Below are 20,373 nucleotides of genomic sequence, written 5' to 3'. Positions count from 1 at the left end.
CATACAAGTATGTTTGTAACAGCTCTATTTTTAAATGAGGAATTTCTTTATTGTTTTACAAAAGAATAAGTTTCTTTACTGAAGTTTGCTGTTACAATGTAAGTCCCAGCTTCAGTAACTTTGATGTTGTCGCCACCTGATTTTAAAACTCCAGGAGTTCCAGAATCACCATAGTTTACATCCCAAGATTTATTTTGTCTGAATTTAAATTCACCAACTTTTAATTCTATAGTAGCTATCCAAGAATCTATTGTGCCATCGTAATTTAGAGCAGTGTCAGCATCCCAACCAAGCGGTGTTGCATCACCAATAACTCCCCAAGTGAAAGCTTCTATTTTGAAAGTTGAATCACTTTGATTAAAAGTTACTTTATATCTTCCGATATTTGGAATTTTAATATTATTTCCACCAGCGTCTAAACTTCCAGATACTGTTCCGTCAGATGCAGTTGTTGGGTTGTTACTTCCAAAGTTTACATCCCAAGATCCGTTTTGTCTGAATTTAATTTCTGCGTTAGCTTCTTCAACATTAATATAAGCAACTAAAACATTAGTTTCTTCACTTTTCCAGAAAGGAATATCTTGATTATCTGCCCAATTCGTAATAGAACCTACAACACCCCAATTCGTAGATAAATCTGTAGGATATGCTGTGATTGTGATTGTTTTTACAGCAGAAACTAGTGGTTGAGATTGTTGTGTACCTAATTCTGATTTTACACGATAAATATAATCTTGCTCCACATTTGGTTCAACACCAAGATCAATTACTTTATTATTAAAGTCTTTAAATGATATTTGAAACTCTGTTGTTGTAGAATTACCTATTAGAACTGTTGCATTAGCAAAGTTACTATCGTCTTTTGTTGTAAATTCTAAAGAATATTTTGGGACAACATCAAGTCCATATTCTGCTTTGTTCCAAGAGAAAGTAATAATTGAATCTTGATGCTCCTCTGTTAAAATAAATTGCGCATTATCGTTTGGTGTTACCAATTCTGGCGCTTGATAATCTGATGGATTTACAGTTAGTAAATCATCATCTTCTGAACAGCTTGTAATGGCAATACTACCAATTAAAGCAATTGAGATATATTTTATAAAATTTTTCATCTTAATAACCTGGATTTTGAGTTAAGTTTGGATTAATGACAATAATATTGTTTGGAATTGGGAAGATAACTTTTGTTGCATCTACAGAAGTTCCATTTTGAACGCCACCTTTCCAAGGCCAATTGTAATTGTTAGTATATTTACTGAAACGAATTAAATCAGTTCTACGCGTTCCTTCCCAGTACAATTCTCTTGATCTTTCAGCTAAAATGAAATCTAAGTTTAATTGTCCGTCAGTAATATTACCTGAAGTATTTCCATATGCACGAGTTCTTAATTCGTTGATTAAGTTTAATGCAGTAGCGCGATCTCCACCAATTCCTCCACGTAAAACAGCTTCGGCATAGTTTAAATAAACTTCTGCTAAACGAATTACTGGAACGTCTGTGTCAACATATTCTCCTGTTGCATCGTTTGCACTTTTTCCGTCTGAACGTTTGTTAGACCATTTGTAAACAGCATAACCTTCTCCAAATGTACCTATGTTGTTAATTTCAAAAGTTTGTCCATCTGTAAAGAACATCGCACGTTTATCTTTCCATGCAGTTGGATTTCCGTTACTGTCTTTTGTTGTAACAGCATCTGTAAATTGATTCACCAATGCTTTTGTAGAACGAGGACCTCCCCATCCACCATTTACACCGTAATCAGCAGCAACCATTTTTCCACCAATTGCAGCTTTTACTAAGAAAGTGGAACCTCCGTAGGTACGAGAATTATTTCCATCAAAGTTTAAAACGAAAATAGCTTCGTTTTGCGCGCCATTCGTATTATTATCAGCTAAAAATAATTCGTCATAAGCAGAACCATTTTTATTTCCATCAGTTGTGTTAAGCGTATATCCAGCTTGCATAGCTAATTTAGAATAAGTAATAGCTTCTGTATATTTTGCTTGACCAATCCAAGTTTCTGCATTTAGATATAAACGAGATAATAATGCTTCGGCAGCTGCTTTGTCTACACGTCCGTATTCGTTTGTACGACCAGCTTTTAATTCAGCTTCGATAGCTTTTAGTTCGCTTTCAACGAAAGTGAAAATCTCTTTACGATTGCTTTGTTTCGGTAATTCAGAAGAAACTTCTGTTACTAACGGAACATTCGCATATAAATCCATTAAGCTATAATAAGCATATGCTCTAATGAAACGCGCTTCAGCTACATATTCTTTCACTTCTGGAGTTGTACTAGATAAAGCTTCAGCATTTGCAATAAACGAATTAGAGAAAGAAACGGTTTGTGCTAAACGATAATACATCGCTTCAACAAAACTGTTACTTGCTCCCCAAGAAATCTCATGCAAGTTTGGTAAACCTGGATCTCCCCAGCCAACAATAGATTCGTCTGTTGTCAATACATTTAAGTTGAACATTAAACGAGTATATTGAGAAGCACCTTCGTCAATACCTTGAATATCTCCACTTCCCGCAGGTCCTTTTTGTCCCGTAAGCGCTAAAGAAGCGTATACTTTTGCTAAAGCAGATTTTGCTGTAGCAGCATCTTTGAATACATCAAATTGTGTATAAGTATCTGGATCATTTGGCATTAAATCTAAATCATCATGACATGAAGAAACAGAGAAAGCCAATGCCGCAGCTAAAATATATGTTGAAATTTTAATCTTTTTCATTGTAGTTTTCTTAGAAATTAACATTTAAACCAAATACATACGTTCTCGGTCTTGGATAAAAACTATTATCAATTCCGCGGTAAATTTCAGGATCTAAACCGCTGTAATTTGTGAATACAGCTACGTTTTGAACCGCTCCATAAAGACGAATATCCAATCCTTTGATTGCTTGTTTTAGGTTGTAACCTAATGTAATGTTATCAATACGGAAGAAAGATGCATCTTCTATAAAGTGGTCACTTAACAAATTAGTTTCTGTGATACTTGTGAAACCAGTGTTGTAGTAGCTTGAAAGCACATTAGATAAATAGTTTTGACCATTTCCTGTCGCTTTTTTGCTGTAACCTTTAGACGAAGCCATGTTGTTGTAAGCATAGTTTCCGATGTTAGCACGAGCAGTTGCACTTAAATCCCAATTTTTGTAACGGAAGAATGTATTGAATCCCATTGTTACTTTTGCGAAAGGACTTTTGTGAATATAACGGTCTTTTTCGTTGATGATTCCGTCGTTGTTCAAATCTTCGTAAGCTCCTTCGATTGGTTTTCCGTTTGCATCATAAATCTGCTTGTATACATAGAAACTAAATGGTTCTTCTCCTTCACGTTGAATTTGAATATTGTTACCAGTTCCTCCATCGATACCACCTGTTAAGTTATCAGTAGGTAAGTTGACAATTTTATTATCATTGAAAGCGATGTTGTATCCAAAAGACCAATCAAAATCTTTTGTTTTTACGATATCAGCGTTGATGCTAAATTCGATTCCTTTGTTTTCCATATCACCGATATTTTTATCGATCATATTTCCAAAGTTTGTAAATGGATCTACATAAACACTCGCAATTAAATCACTTGTCTTTTTCTTGTAAACGTCTAATGTACCATAGATTCTATTTTTGAATAAAGAGTAATCAATACCAGCATTTAATGTACTCGAAATTTCCCATTTCAAATCACCATTAAATGGTTGAGGACGATAAGTTTGATAGAATGTTGAACCAAATTGATAATAAGCAGTTGATTCTGATCCTTGATAACGCGTTAAGAATTGGAAGTTTCCTAATCCGTTTACATTACCAACTTTACCATAACCTACGCGTAATTTCAAATCATTTACAACAGAACTTCCTTTTAAGAATTCTTCTTTAGAAATATTCCATGCAATAGCTGCAGAAGGGAAATAACCCCATTGGTTGTCGTGGCTTAATTTTGAAGAAGCATCTGCACGCATAGTCGCTGTTAAGATGTAACGATTATCAAAATTATAGTTTAAACGTCCGAAGTATGATAGTAAAGAATAGTGATCGCGGTCTACGAATGTAAATTGATCAGAACCTTGTTGTTCTAATTCACTATCGTAATTGGTATTGTATGTGTTAAAGTATTGATAACTGTAACCTCCAACAACAGTTAATCCGTGTTGTCCAAAATCTTTGTTGAATGTTAAATATGCATCAAATAATTTGTTGTAGAATTGTGCGCTAAATGTTGTTTTAGAACCATCCCATGTCAAAGAAGAGTTTGGCATATTTGCAGTTGTTACATTGCGCCCATTCGCATTAGAAATATCATAACCTACATTAACTGTTGCAGTAACAGACGGTAAGAAATGTAATTTATAATCCATTTTTGCATTTCCTACAAAACGACGAACTTCTGATGTATCTCTGTTTTCGTTGATTAATGCAACTGGGTTAGTTGGCGCTAAATTGTGTTTAACAGATCCGTCCATCCAAGTGTGGTAACCTCCAAATATATTTGCTCCAGAATAAACTGGTTGAGTTGGATCATACTCTAAAGCAGCTCCAATTGCACCTCTGTTTGCAAATTGATTTTCGATATAAGAACCTCGAGCATTCAATTCAAATTTTAAGTGATCATCTAAGAAAGATGGACTTAAATTCATAGAAGCTGTTGTACGATTGATGTTATCTCCTTTCAAAATACCATCCTGATCTGTATTAGAAATAGAAAAACGAGAAGGCATTTTACCTCCAATATTTCCTGTTGCACTAAAGTTGTGATCAAAACCTACAGCTGTTCTATAAATTTCTTTCTGCCAATCTGTATTTGCGTTACCTAAACGAGCAATTTCGTCAGCTGTTCCTACAGATTTTACCAATTCACGGAATTGATCTGCATTCATTACATCAATATAACCTTCTGGTTGATAAATTGATGTAATTGAATTATAATTAAAACGGAATTTTTTACCTTTTCCTTTTTTAGTTGTAACCATTACAACCCCATTCGCAGCTCGAGAACCATAAATGGCAGTTGCAGAAGCATCTTTCAAAATAGTCATCGTTTCGATGTCGTTAGGATTTAAGAAATCCAATGGATTTCGAGAACCTCCAATATTTACTTCAGATAAAGGAACACCGTCTACTACATATAATGGTTGAGAGTTTAATGATAACGAACTATTACCACGAATGATAATATTTTGTCCATCACCAGGAGCACCACCAGCAGATGTTACCACAACTCCAGCGATTTTTCCAGTCATTAATTCTTGCGCAGAAGTGATTGATCCTTTATTGAAATCTTCTGAATTTAATTGATTTACAGAACCTGTAACATCTTCTTTTTTCGCTGTTCCATATCCAATTACAACAACTTCTTTTAAGTTTTCTGTTGTTTTAGACATACGAAGTTGTAATTGCGTTTGTCCTGCAAAAGTTATTTCTTGATCGTCATAACCAAAAAAACTGATAACAATTATATCACCATCGTTCGCTTCTAATGTAAAATTTCCTTTTTCATCAGAAACTGTCGATTCTCCTGTTGTAATGTTCGAAACATCTGCACCAGCTAAAACCGTGTTATTAGCGCTATCTTGTACTGTTCCTTTTATCGCAGTTTGTGCAGATAAAATAGCAGGGCTTGATAAAACTAATGCTAGAAGAGATTGTTTTAAAATCCTCATATATTTTTTGTTTTGTTTCGTTAATTATTAATTTATATTTTTACTTCTCATTACCAAATATAAGTTGTTTAATTGATTGATTGTGTATGTAATACACTAACTAGTTAAACGAAAACGTTTTCGTGTTAATAAATAATTAAATTAATTGTTATAGCATGTTAATTTTTAATAAAAAAGACGGAAATTAGTAGAATAAGATTGATGGTTAAGGTAGAAAGAAGATTATGAAAAAGAATTTGACATTAAAACAGATTGCAAAAGAGTTAGATGTTTCGATATCAACGGTTTCTAAGGCGTTGAAAAATAGCGAAGAGATTAGTGCTGTAACGAAACAAAAGATTCAGGCATTTGCAAAATTATACAACTACAAACCGAATAATATAGCATTAAGTCTAAAGAATCGTAAAACGAAAACCATTGCCGTGATTATTCCCGAAATCGTTCACGATTTTTTTGCGATGGTAATTAGTGGAATCGAAAATTTAGCCAATCAATATGGTTATAATGTCTTAATATGTTTGTCAAATGAATCGTACGAACGTGAAGTGATTAATATGGAGATGCTTGCAGCGGGTAGTATAGACGGATTTGTGATTTCTCTTTCGAAAGAAACTCAAGCCAAAAAAGATTATCATCATATCAAAGAAATCATCAACCAAGGAATGCCAGTTGTGATGTTCGACCGTGTAACGCGTGAGGTTTATACTGATAAAGTGATTATTGATGATGTACTTGCGACACAAGAAGCAATTCAGTATTTTATAAGTAAAGAACGCAAGAAAATCGGTTTTATCACAACGCCAGATTATATAAGTGTCGGACGCTTAAGAACCGAAGGATATAAAAGAACATTAGAAGCGAATGGAATTGCAGTTGACGAAAACTTGATTTTGCGTGTAGAAGACGAGAGTCAGTTGGACACTATGATTGATGAGTTTTTCGAAAAAAATAAATTTGACGCAGTAATGGCAGTAAATGAATTATATGCCGTAAAAGTTTTGAGAGCTGCATTGAAAAAAGGAATTAAAGTGCCAGAAGAGTTACATTTAATAGCTTTTACAGATGGTGTAATTTCCAAGAACTCAATTCCAAGCATTTCTACAGTCAAACAAAATGCATTCAAAATGGGTGAGATTGCTGCGCGTTTATTGATTCAAAAATTAGAGTCAGAAAACGAGCACGAACATTACATTACCGAAGTTGTCGGAACTGAATTATTACACCGAGAAACTACAACGATTTAGTAAGTTTTTTTTGGTTAAATAATTGTTACAGTTGCAATAATCCCAAAAAAAAGTTTTAACATTGTAAACAAATCAAAACATATTTTTACTTCTCAAATTACAAAAATATAGTTTTGATAAGCATAAAACGCTTATCGTAAAATACATAAAAAAATTACGATAATGGGAAAGCGTAGATTAGGATTTCTTGAAATCTGGAATTTAAGTTTCGGATATTTAGGAGTTCAAATGGGTTTCGCCTTGCAAAACGCAAATGCGAGCCGTATTCTAAGTTCATTTGGTGCTGATGTGCACGAATTGTCTTGGTTTTGGATTGTTGCACCGTTAATGGGATTGATTGTTCAGCCTATTATTGGTCATTATTCAGATAATACTTGGTCCAAATTTGGACGAAGAAAACCATACTTTTTAGTAGGAGCTTTATTGGCTTCTTTCGGATTAATCTTAATGCCACAAGCAGGTGCATTTACGGCATTGATGCCTGCATTATGGATGGGCGCTGGATTCTTGATGATAATGGATGCTTCATTCAATATCGCCATGGAACCGATGCGCGCATTTGTAGCTGATATGTTGCCTTCGGATCAACGTACATTAGGATATTCAATTCAAACTGTAATTATTGGTTTAGGGGCTGTTGTAGGTTCGTGGTTACCTTATATTTTGAGCAACTGGTTTGGTGTTTCAAGTGTTGCAGCGGAAGGAGAAGTTCCGTTTCACTTAATTTTATCATTCATTATTGGAGCAATCGCAATTATTGTAACCGTTTTAATCACCATTTTTACAACAAAAGAATATTCGCCAGAAGAATTAGACGCTTTCGAAAAAGCAGAAGGTAGAGAACCAATTGTTGAAGAAAAAGCAAGCTTAACACAGATTTTTACCGATTTTGGAAATATGCCAAAAACGATGAAACAATTAGGCTTGGTGCAATTTTTTACGTGGTTTGCATTATTCGGAATGTGGGTATTCGCTACACCAGCAATCGCTCATCATGTGTACGGTTTGTCTTTGAGTGATACACATTCAGAAACATATCAAAAAGCAGGAGATTGGGTTGGAATTATCTTCGGTGTTTACAACGGAATTTCTGCAATTTTCGCCTTCTTTTTACCTGCAATCGCCTTAAAATTTGGTCGAAAAACAACACACGCTATTTCATTAATTTGTGGAGGATTAGGATTAATTTCAATCTATTTTATTCACGATCCAAAATTATTAATCCTTTCCATGATCGGAGTAGGAATTGCTTGGGCAAGTATCTTATCGATGCCTTATGCAATTTTAGCAGGAGCAATTCCAGCTAAAAAAATGGGTGTTTACATGGGGATTTTTAATTTCTTCATTTGTATGCCTCAAATCATTAACGCTCTTTTGGGCGGTCCAATTGTAAAATATTTATATCACGATAATCCAATCTACGCCATTGTTACCAGCGGTGTTGCGCTAATTATTGCAGCACTTTTTGTAACGCGCGTAAAAGATGTGGATGAACCAATCAAAGCATAATCATTTTGAAAACTAAAGTATTTATTTTTGATTTAGATGGTGTCATCGTTGACACTGCAAAGTACCATTATTTAGCATGGAAAAAATTAGCGAATAATCTAAATATCGATTTTACGCATGAACATAACGAATTATTGAAAGGTGTTTCTCGTGTGCGATCATTAGAAATTATTCTCGGATTGGGAAATGTTGAAGCTTCTGATGAGCAGAAAAACGAATGGTTAGTTCAGAAGAACAAAGAATATTTAGAATACATCGATAAGATGGACGATTCTGAAATTTTACCAGGTGTAATGGACGTTTTAAACTTTCTAAAAGAAAACAATCAACCAATTATTTTGGGATCGGCTTCTAAAAATGCGCGTCCAATTTTGGAGAAAGTTAATATTTTAAACTACTTCGATGATATCGTGGACGGAAACGATGTTTCTAACGCAAAACCAGATCCAGAAGTTTTTATCGTTGGAGCGAAAAAAGCAAATCAAACAAACGAAAATTCAATTGTATTTGAAGATTCTGTTGCAGGAATTGAAGCTGCAAATGTTGCAGGAATGACAAGCATCGGAATTGGAGAAGCTTCGGTTTTGAATGAAGCAAAATACAACTTTAATAATTTTACTGAAATCTCAACAGATTTCTTGGTCGAATTAATCAATCAATAATTATACAAACTACATACAACAAACAAAATGAATCAAGATTATATCATCCCGAATGCGTGGTCAATTATCGAAGAAGGGTTTGAAAAAGATCGTGTAAAATCGTCTGAAAGTTTATTTTCTATAGGAAATGGAGCAATGGGACAACGTGCTAATTTCGAAGAATTTTATTCAGGTGATACATTTCAAGGAAGCTATATTGCCGGCGTTTATTATCCTGACAAAACAAAAGTGGGATGGTGGAAAAACGGTTATCCAGAATATTTTGCAAAAGTATTAAATGCGTCAGTTTGGATTGGAATTGACATCGAAATTAACGGTGAAAAATTTGATTTAAACACTTGTAAAGAAGTCAAAAATTTCCGTCGCGAATTGAACATGAAAGAAGGTTTATTAGATCGTTCATTTATTGCGGTTTTACCTTCTGGATTAGAAATTGCGGTTTTTGTTCGACGTTTTCTTTCTGCTGATTTAGATGAATTAGGAGCAATTAAATATGACATCAAACCAATCAATGGAGATGCGAAAATTGTCTTCAAACCTTATGTTGATGCAGCTGTAAAAAACGAAGATGCGAACTGGGAAGAGATTTTTTGGGAACCAATTTCTTCTGAAATTAAAGGTGAACAAGGTTTCGTTCAAGCGCGTACGTTCAAAACTCATTTTGAAGTCGTAACATTTATGCAGAATAAAATCTTAGTAAATGGAAGTTATCAACAAATCGTGCCAACAAATGCTGTTAAAACTGAAACAAAAGTAGAATTCACATACGAAGTTGAGGTAAAAGCAAATGATACAGCGACAATTGAGAAATTTGGAGGTTATGTAGTTTCGACAAATCATCCTAAAAATGAATTAATTAACGCTGCCGAAAATGTATTATCTCAAGCAAATGAACAAGGTTATGAACAATTGTTAATAAACCAAAAAGAAGCTTGGGCAAAGATTTGGGAAATGGCTGATATCACGATAGAAGGTGATACGAAAGCGCAACAAGGTATTCGTTTTAATATTTTTCAATTAAATCAAACGTATTCTGGAAAAGATGCACGTTTAAATATCGGTCCAAAAGGCTTTACAGGAGAGAAATACGGAGGTTCTACATATTGGGATACAGAAGCATATTGTTTGCCATTTTATATGGTGACAAAAAATCAAGAAGTTGCGCGAAACTTATTAATGTACCGTTTTAATCAATTGGATAAAGCAATTGAAAATGGTGAGAAATTAGGTTTCAACAAAGGTGCAGCTTTGTATCCGATGGTTACGATGAATGGTGAAGAATGCCACAATGAATGGGAAATTACATTCGAGGAAATTCACCGAAATGGAGCGATTGCATTTGCGATTTACAATTACGTTCGTTTTACGGGAGATCAAACGTATATTCCAGAAGCTGGTTTAGAGGTTTTATTAGGAATTGCGCGTTTTTGGAAACAGCGTGTAAATTGGTCAAACGACAAAAAACAATATGTGATGTTAGGTGTTACAGGTCCTAACGAATACGAAAATAACGTTAACAACAATTTCCATTCAAATTATTGTGCGCAATGGTGTATGAATTATTTGTTGGAACAAGTTGAAAACGTCAAAACTAATTATCCTCAAGATTTCGCTCGTATCGCTGCAAAAAGAAGTATTACTGATGCAGAATTAGCAGAGATGAAAGAAGTTGCGGCGAATATTTATTTTCCATTCAGCGAAGAATTAGGAATCTATTTACAGCAAGATGGTTTCTTGGATAAAGATTTAACACCTGTTTCTGAATTACCAAAAGAAGAACGTCCAATTAACCAAAAATGGTCATGGGATAGAATTTTACGTTCGGCTTATATCAAACAAGCAGATGTTTTACAATCGTTCTATTATTTTGAAGATCAATTTTCGAAGGAACAATTAGAAAAACATTTTGATTTCTACGAACCATTAACGGTTCACGAATCATCATTATCGCCTTGTGTTCACTCTATTCAAGCGGCAACGTTGGGGAGAATGGAGCAAGCATATACATTTTATTTGAGAACTTCTCGTTTAGATTTAGACGATTATAACAAAGAAGTTCACGAAGGATTGCACATCACATCTATGGCTGGAACTTGGATGTCGATTGTAGAAGGATTTGGTGGAATGCGTGTGAAAAACGATCAATTGTATTTTGAGCCACGTTTACCAGAACAATGGGAAGGTTTTACATTTAAAGTAAATTTCCGTCATCAAATCCTAAAAGTTATTGTAAATAAAGGAGAAACAATTTTTGAACTGGAAGGAACAGAACCGTTAGAGGTTTATGTTTTCGACCAGAAAGTAGTTGTTCAGCCTTCGATTTAATAAAGGGAATCTAATACCTTGAAGGCTTCGGTTTTCAGGGTATTTTTATTTAGAATAGATGTTTTAAGTTCTAAGTTTATTCTGAAAACGTATTTTAAAAAAGTCATCCTGAATTCATTTCAGGATCGCATGAAGCAGAGAATGAGAAGCTGAAACAAGTTCAGCTGGACAGAGAATTTAAAAAGATTCTTTGATAAACTCAGAATGACAAGTTCATTAACGACAATAAAGTAAATGTCATTCCGCAGAATGGAGGAATCTAAAAAACAAAACACATGAAAAAAATACTATTATTATCATCTTTCCTATCAACATTTGCTTTTGCACAGATTCAAAAAGTAGAGCCAATGTTTTGGTGGAAAGGAATGAAAAATCCAGAAGTTCAAATTCTGGTTTATGGAAAAGATATTAGTAAATACAATATTGAATTATCGGATAATGTAAAAATTCAAAATTTACAGAAAACTGAAAATCCAAATTATGTTTTTGTAACGATTAATACGAATGAAGTAAACAAATCATCGTTCAAAATTAACATCAAAAACAAAAATAAAATTGTTGATTCGTATACATACGAGTTAAAAGATCGTCAACCAAATTCAGCGAATCGTTCATCGTTTTCATCAAAAGATGTGGTGTATTTGATTATGCCAGATCGTTTCGCAAATGGTGATGAAAGCAACGATTCGAAGAAAGAATTAACAGATAAAGCCAATCGTTCTATTCCAGATGGTCGTCATGGTGGGGATTTGCGAGGAATTATCAACAATTTAGATTATTTACAAAATCTTGGTGCAACAGCGGTTTGGTTAACGCCTGTTAATGAAGATAACGAGAAACAACATTCCTATCATGGCTATGCACAAACTGATTTGTATAAGATTGATGGACGTTACGGAAGCAATGAAGATTATCGCGAATTATCGCAGAAATTAAATCAACGTGGAATGTATTTGATTCAAGATTATGTCACGAATCACTGGGGAATCTCACATTGGATGATTCAGGATTTACCTTCAAAAGATTGGATCCATACATTTCCAGAAGGAGAAAATGGATTCCGTCGTTCGAATTATAGAACAACAACCCAATTTGATCCTAATGCTTCAGAGATTGATAAAATAGGCGCATTAAATGGTTGGTTCGATACGACGATGCCAGACATCAATCAAGCAAATCCATTAGTATTAAAGTACATCACTCAAAATGCCATTTGGTGGATAGAATATGCCGAATTAGGAGGTTTACGTGTAGATACATATCCTTACAATAACAAAGAAGGAATGGCAACTTGGGTAAAAGCAATTACAGATGAATATCCCAATCTAAATGTAGTAGGAGAGGCGTGGATGCATTCGCCAGCTCATGTATCGTATTGGCAAAAAGATTCGAAAATCGGTGAAATGGTGGGGTACAATTCGAATTTACCAGCGGTGATGGATTTTTCGTTGTATGCAAATATGACGAAAGCTTTTCAGGAAGAAGAATCGTGGGATAAAGGTTTGGTGAAAATCTACGAATCATTCACGAATGATTTCTTATATCCAGACATCAATAATTTATTGGTCTTTTTTGAAAATCACGATACCGAACGTTGGAACGAAATCTACAAAGGAGATATTAAGCCGTATCAACTAGCAACGACTTTAATCGGAACGGTTCGTGGAATTCCACAAATTTATTACGGCACTGAAATCGGTATGGCTGGAGATAAAAATACTGGTGGAGATGCAGCAATTCGTCAAGATTTTCTTGGTGGTTGGAAGTCTGATACACAAAATGCATTTAATCCAAATTCACGAACAGCAACGCAAAAAGCATTCTATGATTTTACAGCAAAACTTTTCAATTGGCGAAAAAATAAAGAAGTTATTCATTCAGGAAAAACAAAACATTACATGCCACAAAATAATGTTTACGTTTATTTTAGATACAATGAAAACGAATCTGTAATGATTATTTTGAATGCAAATCCAGAAAAACAAACGTTCAAATTAGATCGTTTTGCAGAATCATTAAACGGATTTACTTCTGGAAAAGATATTATTTCGGACAAAGTTTTACCAATCAATACAAACGGAGAAATCACAATTGATGGTAAATCTTCGATGATTATTGAATTGATGAAATAGAATTACTGTCACACTGAGCTTGTCGAAATGTTTTTTATAATTCTTAAAAAGCTCAGAATAACAAAATCGTATAACGTAAAACATATCACGTACAACGTAAAAAGCAAATGAAAAAATTAACAACAACTATATTTACTTTACTTGCCATAGGCGCATTAAATGCCCAAATCATTGAATCGCCATCAAAGGAAGTAAAAGTTAACTTCGAATTAACAGCTAATGGTCAACCATCGTATTCGGTAACTTATAAAGGAAAAGAAATTGTAAAACCATCTACATTAGGTTTCATTTTAAAAGATGCAGAAGCTTTAGAAAACGGATTTACAGTTACAAATTATACGACTAAATCAGTAAATGATGCTTGGCAACCTGTTTTAGGAGAATACAAAGAAATTAAAGATATTCATAACGAAGGTACGTTTCAATTAACGCAAACTTCTACTAACCGAAATGTAAATGTTACGTTTCGAGTTTTTGATGAAGGTGTAGCTTTTCGCTATGAATTTCCGAAGCAACAAAACTTAAATTACTTTGTCGTAAAAGAAGAAAAAACACAATTTAATTTAACAGGAGATCATCAAACATTTTGGTTACCTGGTGATTTTGATACGCAAGAATATACCTATATCGAATCGAAGATTTCTGGAATCGATCACGGGAAAATTGATATGAATAATGGAATTGGTGTAAAATCAATCGGGAAACCAAATTCAGTTCAAACGCCATTACAAATGAAAACTTCGGATAATATTTACTTAAATATTTTCGAAGCTGCAGTGGTTAATTATCCAGTAATGCATTTAGAATTTGATAAAAACTCCTATCAATTCAAATCGCATTTAGCACCAAACGCAATTGGAGATTTAGCTTATTTACAAGCGCCTTTCAACACACCTTGGCGTACAATAATGGTATCAGATGATGCCCGAGATATCGTAGGGAAAGGTCCTCAAATGATTTTAAATTTAAATGAACCATCAAAAATTGAAGATACATCTTGGATTAAACCAATGAAATATGTCGGAATTTGGTGGGAAATGCACGTTGGGAAATCAACGTGGGATCGTCAAGGAACTCAAAATGCCCAAAATCAAGTAGGGCAAGAGGCCATTAAATTTCCTCACGGAGCGACTACAGAAAATACAAAACGTTACATCGACTTTGCAGCGAAACACGGATTCGACGGAGTTTTAGTGGAAGGTTGGAATGAAGGATGGGAAGATTGGTATGGGAACTGGAAAGAAGATGTTTTCGATTTCACAACACCTTATGCTGATTTCGATATCAAAGAAATTTCTGCTTATGCAAAATCAAAAGGTGTAAAAATGATTATGCACCACGAAACTTCTGGTTCAGTAGCCAACTACGAACGTCGTTTTGACCGTGCAATGGAGGTAATGAAACATTACGAATATCCTGCAGTAAAAACAGGTTATGTTGGTCGCATCATTCCAAGAGGAGAATATCACGATGGACAAACAATGGTCAATCATTTCAATTGGACGGTAGAGCGTTTCGCTGAAAATAAAATTTTAGTCAATACACACGAGAGTTCTCGTCCTTCGGGTTATCACCGTACGTATCCAAATTATATTGCTGCTGAGGCAGGGAGAGGAAACGAGTTTAATGCATGGAGTTATGGAAATCCTCCAGCGCACGAAACCATTCTACCCTTCACACGTCAGTTAGGTGGTCCTATGGATTATACGCCTGGTATTTTTGAAACAGAAATGAAAGTGTATAATGTTGGTCGTGATACAAAAGTGCATACCACTTTAGCGAAACAATTGGCTTTATATGTGACGTTATATTCTCCGTTACAAATGGCTGCCGATTTACCAGAAAACTACGAGAAGTATGCCGATGCTTTCCAATTCATCAAAGATGTGGCAGTGGATTGGGACGATACAAAATACTTAGAAGCTGAGCCTGGTGATTATTTAACAGTAGCGCGTAAAGCAAAAGGAAGGGAGAATTGGTTTGTAGGTGCGATTACAGATGAAAATCCTCGAAAAACTGAAATTAAATTAGATTTCTTAACGCCTGGAGTAACTTACGAAGCAACAATTTACCAAGATGCGAAAAATGCACATTGGGATAAAAATCCAAAAGCATACGACATCAAAAAAGTAAAAGTAAATTCAAAATCAAAACTGAAATTGAATTTAGCGGCGAGTGGAGGAACAGCAATTTCGATTTTTCCAATAAAGTAGAAAATATTTTAAGTTCTACGTGATACGTTTTACGTAGAACTTCTTTCAATTCTCATTAATAAATTGTCACACTGAGCTTGTCGAAGTGTATTTTTAAGCTTCTTTGATAAGCTTAGAATGTTATTTAAAGTAATCTTGAATAGGTCACTGAGCGAAGTCGAAGTGCAGGATCAAATTAAAGATGATGAGAAGTTGAAATAAATTTAGCTTGACAATTTGAATACTTTTTTATCAAGAAAAGAATATTGGAGAATTAATTCTTCGGCAATCTCAAAAAGACAAAAAAATATAGATATAAAAAATAAACAAATTATAATGAAACACTTAAAATCAATTATAGCGTTAGGAATTTCAATGATGAGCGTCGTTTACGGTCAAGAATTGAAATCACCAAATGGAAATTTCAAATTAGATTTTTCTTTATCGAAAGATGGAAAACCAACGTATCAATTAAAATACAAAGGGAAAGATGTCATCAAACCTTCAACTTTAGGATTCGAATTTAAAGCGAACAATCAAATGAGTTTTGAATGGGAAAATCAAGTCGGAGATAAAAATGCATTTACAAATTTTGTATCTGGTTTTCAAATCGTAGATACAAAGACTTCAACTTTTGATGAAACGTGGACACCAGTTTGGGGAGAAGTAGCTAAAATCAGAAATAATTTTAACGAATTAGCAGTTACAGTTTCTCAACCGAAAACAGATCGTCAAATGGTGATTAGATTCCGATTATTTGATGATGGTTTAGGATTCCGTTACGAATTTCCTGAGCAAAAGAATTTAAAATATTTTGTGATAAAAGAAGAGCATTCTCAATTTGCTATGGCAGGAGATCACAAAACATGGTGGATTCCGGGTGACTACGATACGCAAGAATATGATTACACAGAATCAAAGTTATCAGAAATTAGAGGATTATTTGATCAAGCCTATACTGGAAATGCATCACAAAAATCATTTTCTAAAACAGGAGTTCAGACTTCATTAATGATGAAAGCTGAGAATGGATTATACATCAACATTCATGAAGCAGCTTTAATCAATTATCCAGCAATGAATCTAAATTTAAACGATAAAAATTTAGTATTTGAATCGTGGTTAACGCCTGATGCATTAGGTGATAAAGGATATTTACAAGCGCCTTTTAATACACCTTGGAGAACAGTTATTGCAAGTGATAATGCGGCAGATATTGCGTTTAAAGGGCCACAATTAGTATATAATTTGAATGAACCTTCAAAAATTAAAGATACTTCTTGGATCAAACCTGTAAAATACGTTGGTGTTTGGTGGGAAATGATTACAGGAAAAAGCTCTTGGGCATATACAGATGATTTTCCGACAGTACAATTAGGTGTAACCGATTATAAAAATGCGAAGCCAAACGGAAAACATGGAGCAAATAACGAACATGTAAAAGAATACATCGATTTTGCTGCAGAAAACGGATTTGATGCTGTTTTAGTTGAAGGTTGGAACGAAGGTTGGGAAGATTGGTTCGGTAATCACAAAGACTATGTGTTCGATTTTGTAACACCTTATCCAGATTTTGATGTGAAAATGTTAAATGCTTATGCAAAATCTAAAGGTGTAAAAATTATGATGCACCACGAAACTTCGGGTTCTATTCGTAATTATGAAAGACATTTGGAAAAAGCCTATAAATTCATGAACGATAACGGTTATACATCTGTAAAAAGTGGATATGTAGGTGATATCGTTCCTCGTGGAGATTATCATTACAGCCAAAATACGATTAATCATTATCAATATGCAATCGAAAAAGCGGCTGAATATAAAATTATGGTTAATGCTCACGAAGCGGTTCGTCCTACAGGAGTTGCGCGTACATGGCCAAATTTAATCGGAAACGAATCTGCTCGTGGAACAGAATACCAAGCTTTCGGTGGTTCTAAACCAAATCACGTAACGGTTTTACCTTTCACGCGTCTTTTAGGTGGGCCAATGGATTACACGCCTGGTATTTTCGAAATGGATGTGAAAAAATTAAATCCAAACAACCATTCTCACGTTAATTCTACGATTGCAAATCAGTTGGCTTTATACGTGACAATGTATTCTCCTTTACAAATGGCTGCTGATATTATCGAGCATTACAAACAATTTTCTGATGCATTTCAATTCATCAAAGATGTGCCTGTAGATTGGCAAGATTCTAATTATTTGGAAGCTGAACCAGGAAGATATTTAACAATTGCGCGTAAAGATAAAAATTCGAACAATTGGTTTGTTGGAAATGTAAATGGTGAAACGCCTCGTTCAACAAAAATTAAATTAGATTTCTTAGATAAAGGAAAAAAATACGAAGCGAAAATTTATGCAGATGCAAAAGATGCGCATTACAAAACAAATCCACAAGCCTATAAAATTGAAACAAAAAAGGTTGATTCAAAATCTGTTTTAGATTTAACATCTCAAGCTGGTGGAGGTTTTGCAATTAGTATCAAAGAAATCAAATAAAGTGATCCTGAATTGATTTCAGGATTACACAAAGTAGAGGATGAGAAACTGAAATAAGTTCAGCTTGACAAAACATTAAAAGATTCTTCGATAAACTCAGAATGACAATTTCATTAAAGTAAATATCATTCCGACGTAAGGAGGAATCTGAGAAAGTTTTAAGTAATATGTTCTACGTTATAAGTTTATTCTGAAAACGTATTTAAAAATGGCATTAAATCTATGACGTAAATAAAATTTAATAAGTGAAGAGTAAAAATGATTTAATGAGCGCTAGCGAATTTTTAAATCATTCTCGAAACGGTTTAAATTTTTAGTCATATAGATTTACCGCCTTGACTTTTTTGATTCGTTTTTGTGTCAAGACAAAAATGAATATGATTGTAGAAAGTCATCCTGAATTCATTTCATGATGACATAAAGTAGAATGAAAAGCTGAAATTAATTCAGTTTCTTATTAAATCATAAAAACATAATTATGAAAAAAATACTTTTCACGTTAGGAATAGCTTCATTGTTTTTAAGCTCTTGTTCAAAAACAACAACACAAGCTACGCAAACAAATCATTCAGAAAAACAACCATTTGTTTGGAATGGTGCAAATATTTATTTTTTATTGACTGATCGTTTCGAGAATGGAGATAAAAAGAATGATATAAATTACGGGAGAACTGCTAAAACATCTAAATTAAGAGGTTTTGAAGGAGGAGATTTTCGTGGGGTAATCAATAAAATCGAAGATAATTATTTTTCAGATTTAGGAGTTAATGCGATTTGGATGACACCGATTGTGGAGCAAATTCACGGTTTTGTAGATGAAGGACAAGGAAAAACATATGGGTTTCACGGTTATTGGACAAAAGATTGGACGTCGATTGATAAAAACTGGGGAACTGAAAAAGAGTTGCAAGAATTAGTTGATAAAGCGCATGCGAAAGGCATTCGTATTATGTTGGATGCGGTGATTAACCACACAGGTCCAGTCACAAATTCGGACGGCGTTTTTCCAGCTGATTGGGTTCGTGTTTCGCCACAATGTACCTATGAATCTTACAAAACGACGATTGAATGTACGTTGGTGAAAAATCTTCCAGACATTTTAACGGAATCTGAAAATGATGTAATGTTGCCACCGCAATTGTTAGCAAAATGGTCAAAAGAAGGTCGTTTAGATAAAGAAGTTGCTGAATTGAATGCTTTTTTCGCGAAATATAATCTTCCAAAAGCACCGAAATATTACATTATGAAATGGCTTTCAGATTATATTAGAAAGTATGGAATTGATGGTTATCGTGTCGATACGGTGAAACATACGGAAGAAAATGTTTGGAAGAAATTCGAAGAAATTTGTCAAGATGCTTTCGCAGAATATAAAACGAATAATCCTACAAAAGTATTGGATCAAAATAAGTTTTTCTTGTTAGGAGAAGTTTATGGATATTCGATTAATGATGGTCAGCAATATAATTTTCCTGATAAAACAGTTAATTATTTCGAGAATGGATTTGATGCATTAATCAATTTCGATTTGCGTTCAACTCAAAAAGAATCTAATCAAACTGTTTTTGATCGATACAATGATATTCTTCAAAATAAGATGAAAGGAAAGTCTGTGATGAGCTACATTACCTCGCACGATGACGGTTCGCCTTTTGATAAAAATCGTCAAAATCCTTGGGATGCAGGAACTCGATTGTTATTGGCGCCAGGGATTTCGCAAATTTATTATGGAGACGAAACGGCTCGTCCGTTAGAGATTGAAGGTGTTGATGGAGATGCAAATCTTCGTTCGAATATGAACTGGGAAGATATTAAACCAAATTCAGAAACGGAATCATTATTGAATCATTACCAAAAATTAGGACAATTTAGACGAGATCATCCAGCGGTTGGAGCAGGAAATCAAACAGATTTGCAAAATTCTCCGTATATTTTTACAAGAAAATATAAAACAGACGAAGTGGTGATTGGATTGGAAATGCCAATTGGTAAAAAAACAATTAATGTAAGTTCTATCTGGAAAGATGGTACTAAAATTCGCGATGCTTATTCAGGTTTTTCAGGAAAAGTTGTGAACGGAAATTTAGAATTGAATACGACTTCTGATATTGTATTATTGGAAAAAGTGAATTAATT

11 protein-coding genes are annotated in these 20,373 nt (G+C 34.1%); 8 read left to right on the top strand and 3 right to left on the bottom strand.

Annotated features, from left to right (window positions below):
• Positions 1–47: 47 nt before the first annotated feature.
• From N5E64_RS01215 to N5E64_RS01205, 3 genes are read right to left on the bottom strand one after another with little or no spacing between them, the layout of a single operon-like run.
• Positions 48–1,112, bottom strand: coding sequence for a SusE domain-containing protein (locus N5E64_RS01215; RefSeq protein WP_280035348.1), 1,065 nt, complete (start codon positions 1,110–1,112; stop codon positions 48–50).
• A 1-nt stretch (position 1,113) separates the two neighbouring features.
• Positions 1,114–2,739: a RagB/SusD family nutrient uptake outer membrane protein gene (locus N5E64_RS01210; RefSeq protein WP_280035347.1), complete on the bottom strand. Its 1,626-nt coding sequence runs from the start codon at positions 2,737–2,739 to the stop codon at positions 1,114–1,116.
• Positions 2,740–2,749: 10 nt separating this feature from the next.
• The gene (locus N5E64_RS01205; RefSeq protein WP_280035346.1) at positions 2,750–5,668 is read right to left on the bottom strand and encodes a SusC/RagA family TonB-linked outer membrane protein; all 2,919 of its coding nucleotides are present in this window, start codon (positions 5,666–5,668) and stop codon (positions 2,750–2,752) included.
• 224 nt (positions 5,669–5,892) lie between these two features.
• Here N5E64_RS01205 and N5E64_RS01200 point away from each other — a divergent pair, with 224 nt between their 5' ends.
• The 8 genes from N5E64_RS01200 to N5E64_RS01165 all read left to right on the top strand — a co-directional run bounded on the left by N5E64_RS01200 (position 5,893) and on the right by N5E64_RS01165 (position 20,371).
• The gene (locus N5E64_RS01200) at positions 5,893–6,912 is read left to right on the top strand and encodes a LacI family DNA-binding transcriptional regulator (RefSeq protein WP_038331040.1); all 1,020 of its coding nucleotides are present in this window, start codon (positions 5,893–5,895) and stop codon (positions 6,910–6,912) included.
• A 162-nt stretch (positions 6,913–7,074) separates the two neighbouring features.
• Positions 7,075–8,421: an MFS transporter gene (locus N5E64_RS01195; RefSeq protein ID WP_114998827.1), complete on the top strand. Its 1,347-nt coding sequence runs from the start codon at positions 7,075–7,077 to the stop codon at positions 8,419–8,421.
• A 5-nt stretch (positions 8,422–8,426) separates the two neighbouring features.
• The gene (gene pgmB, locus N5E64_RS01190; RefSeq protein WP_280035343.1) at positions 8,427–9,083 is read left to right on the top strand and encodes a beta-phosphoglucomutase; all 657 of its coding nucleotides are present in this window, start codon (positions 8,427–8,429) and stop codon (positions 9,081–9,083) included.
• A gap of 27 nt (positions 9,084–9,110) precedes the next feature.
• Positions 9,111–11,408, top strand: a complete 2,298-nt coding sequence (locus N5E64_RS01185) for a glycoside hydrolase family 65 protein (RefSeq protein ID WP_280035342.1) — start codon at positions 9,111–9,113, stop codon at positions 11,406–11,408.
• A gap of 275 nt (positions 11,409–11,683) precedes the next feature.
• The gene (locus tag N5E64_RS01180) at positions 11,684–13,540 is read left to right on the top strand and encodes a glycoside hydrolase family 13 protein (protein ID WP_280035341.1); all 1,857 of its coding nucleotides are present in this window, start codon (positions 11,684–11,686) and stop codon (positions 13,538–13,540) included.
• Between the two features lie 107 nt (positions 13,541–13,647).
• Positions 13,648–15,753, top strand: coding sequence for a glycoside hydrolase family 97 protein (locus N5E64_RS01175; RefSeq protein WP_280035340.1), 2,106 nt, complete (start codon positions 13,648–13,650; stop codon positions 15,751–15,753).
• Positions 15,754–16,068: 315 nt separating this feature from the next.
• Positions 16,069–18,237 carry a glycoside hydrolase family 97 protein gene (locus N5E64_RS01170; RefSeq protein ID WP_280035339.1) on the top strand — a complete coding sequence of 723 codons (2,169 nt, stop codon included), beginning with the start codon at positions 16,069–16,071 and terminating at the stop codon, positions 18,235–18,237.
• Positions 18,238–18,715: 478 nt separating this feature from the next.
• On the top strand, positions 18,716–20,371 hold the full coding sequence (locus tag N5E64_RS01165; RefSeq protein ID WP_280035337.1) for an alpha-amylase family glycosyl hydrolase: 1,656 nt from the start codon (positions 18,716–18,718) through the stop codon (positions 20,369–20,371).
• Positions 20,372–20,373 lie beyond the last annotated feature (2 nt).

Source organism: Empedobacter sp. GD03739 (assembly GCF_029843245.1).
Lineage (GTDB): Bacteria > Bacteroidota > Bacteroidia > Flavobacteriales > Weeksellaceae > Empedobacter > Empedobacter falsenii_B.
The sequence above is the reverse complement of the archived record's forward strand: the minus strand, read 5'-3'. Positions and strand labels throughout refer to the sequence as shown.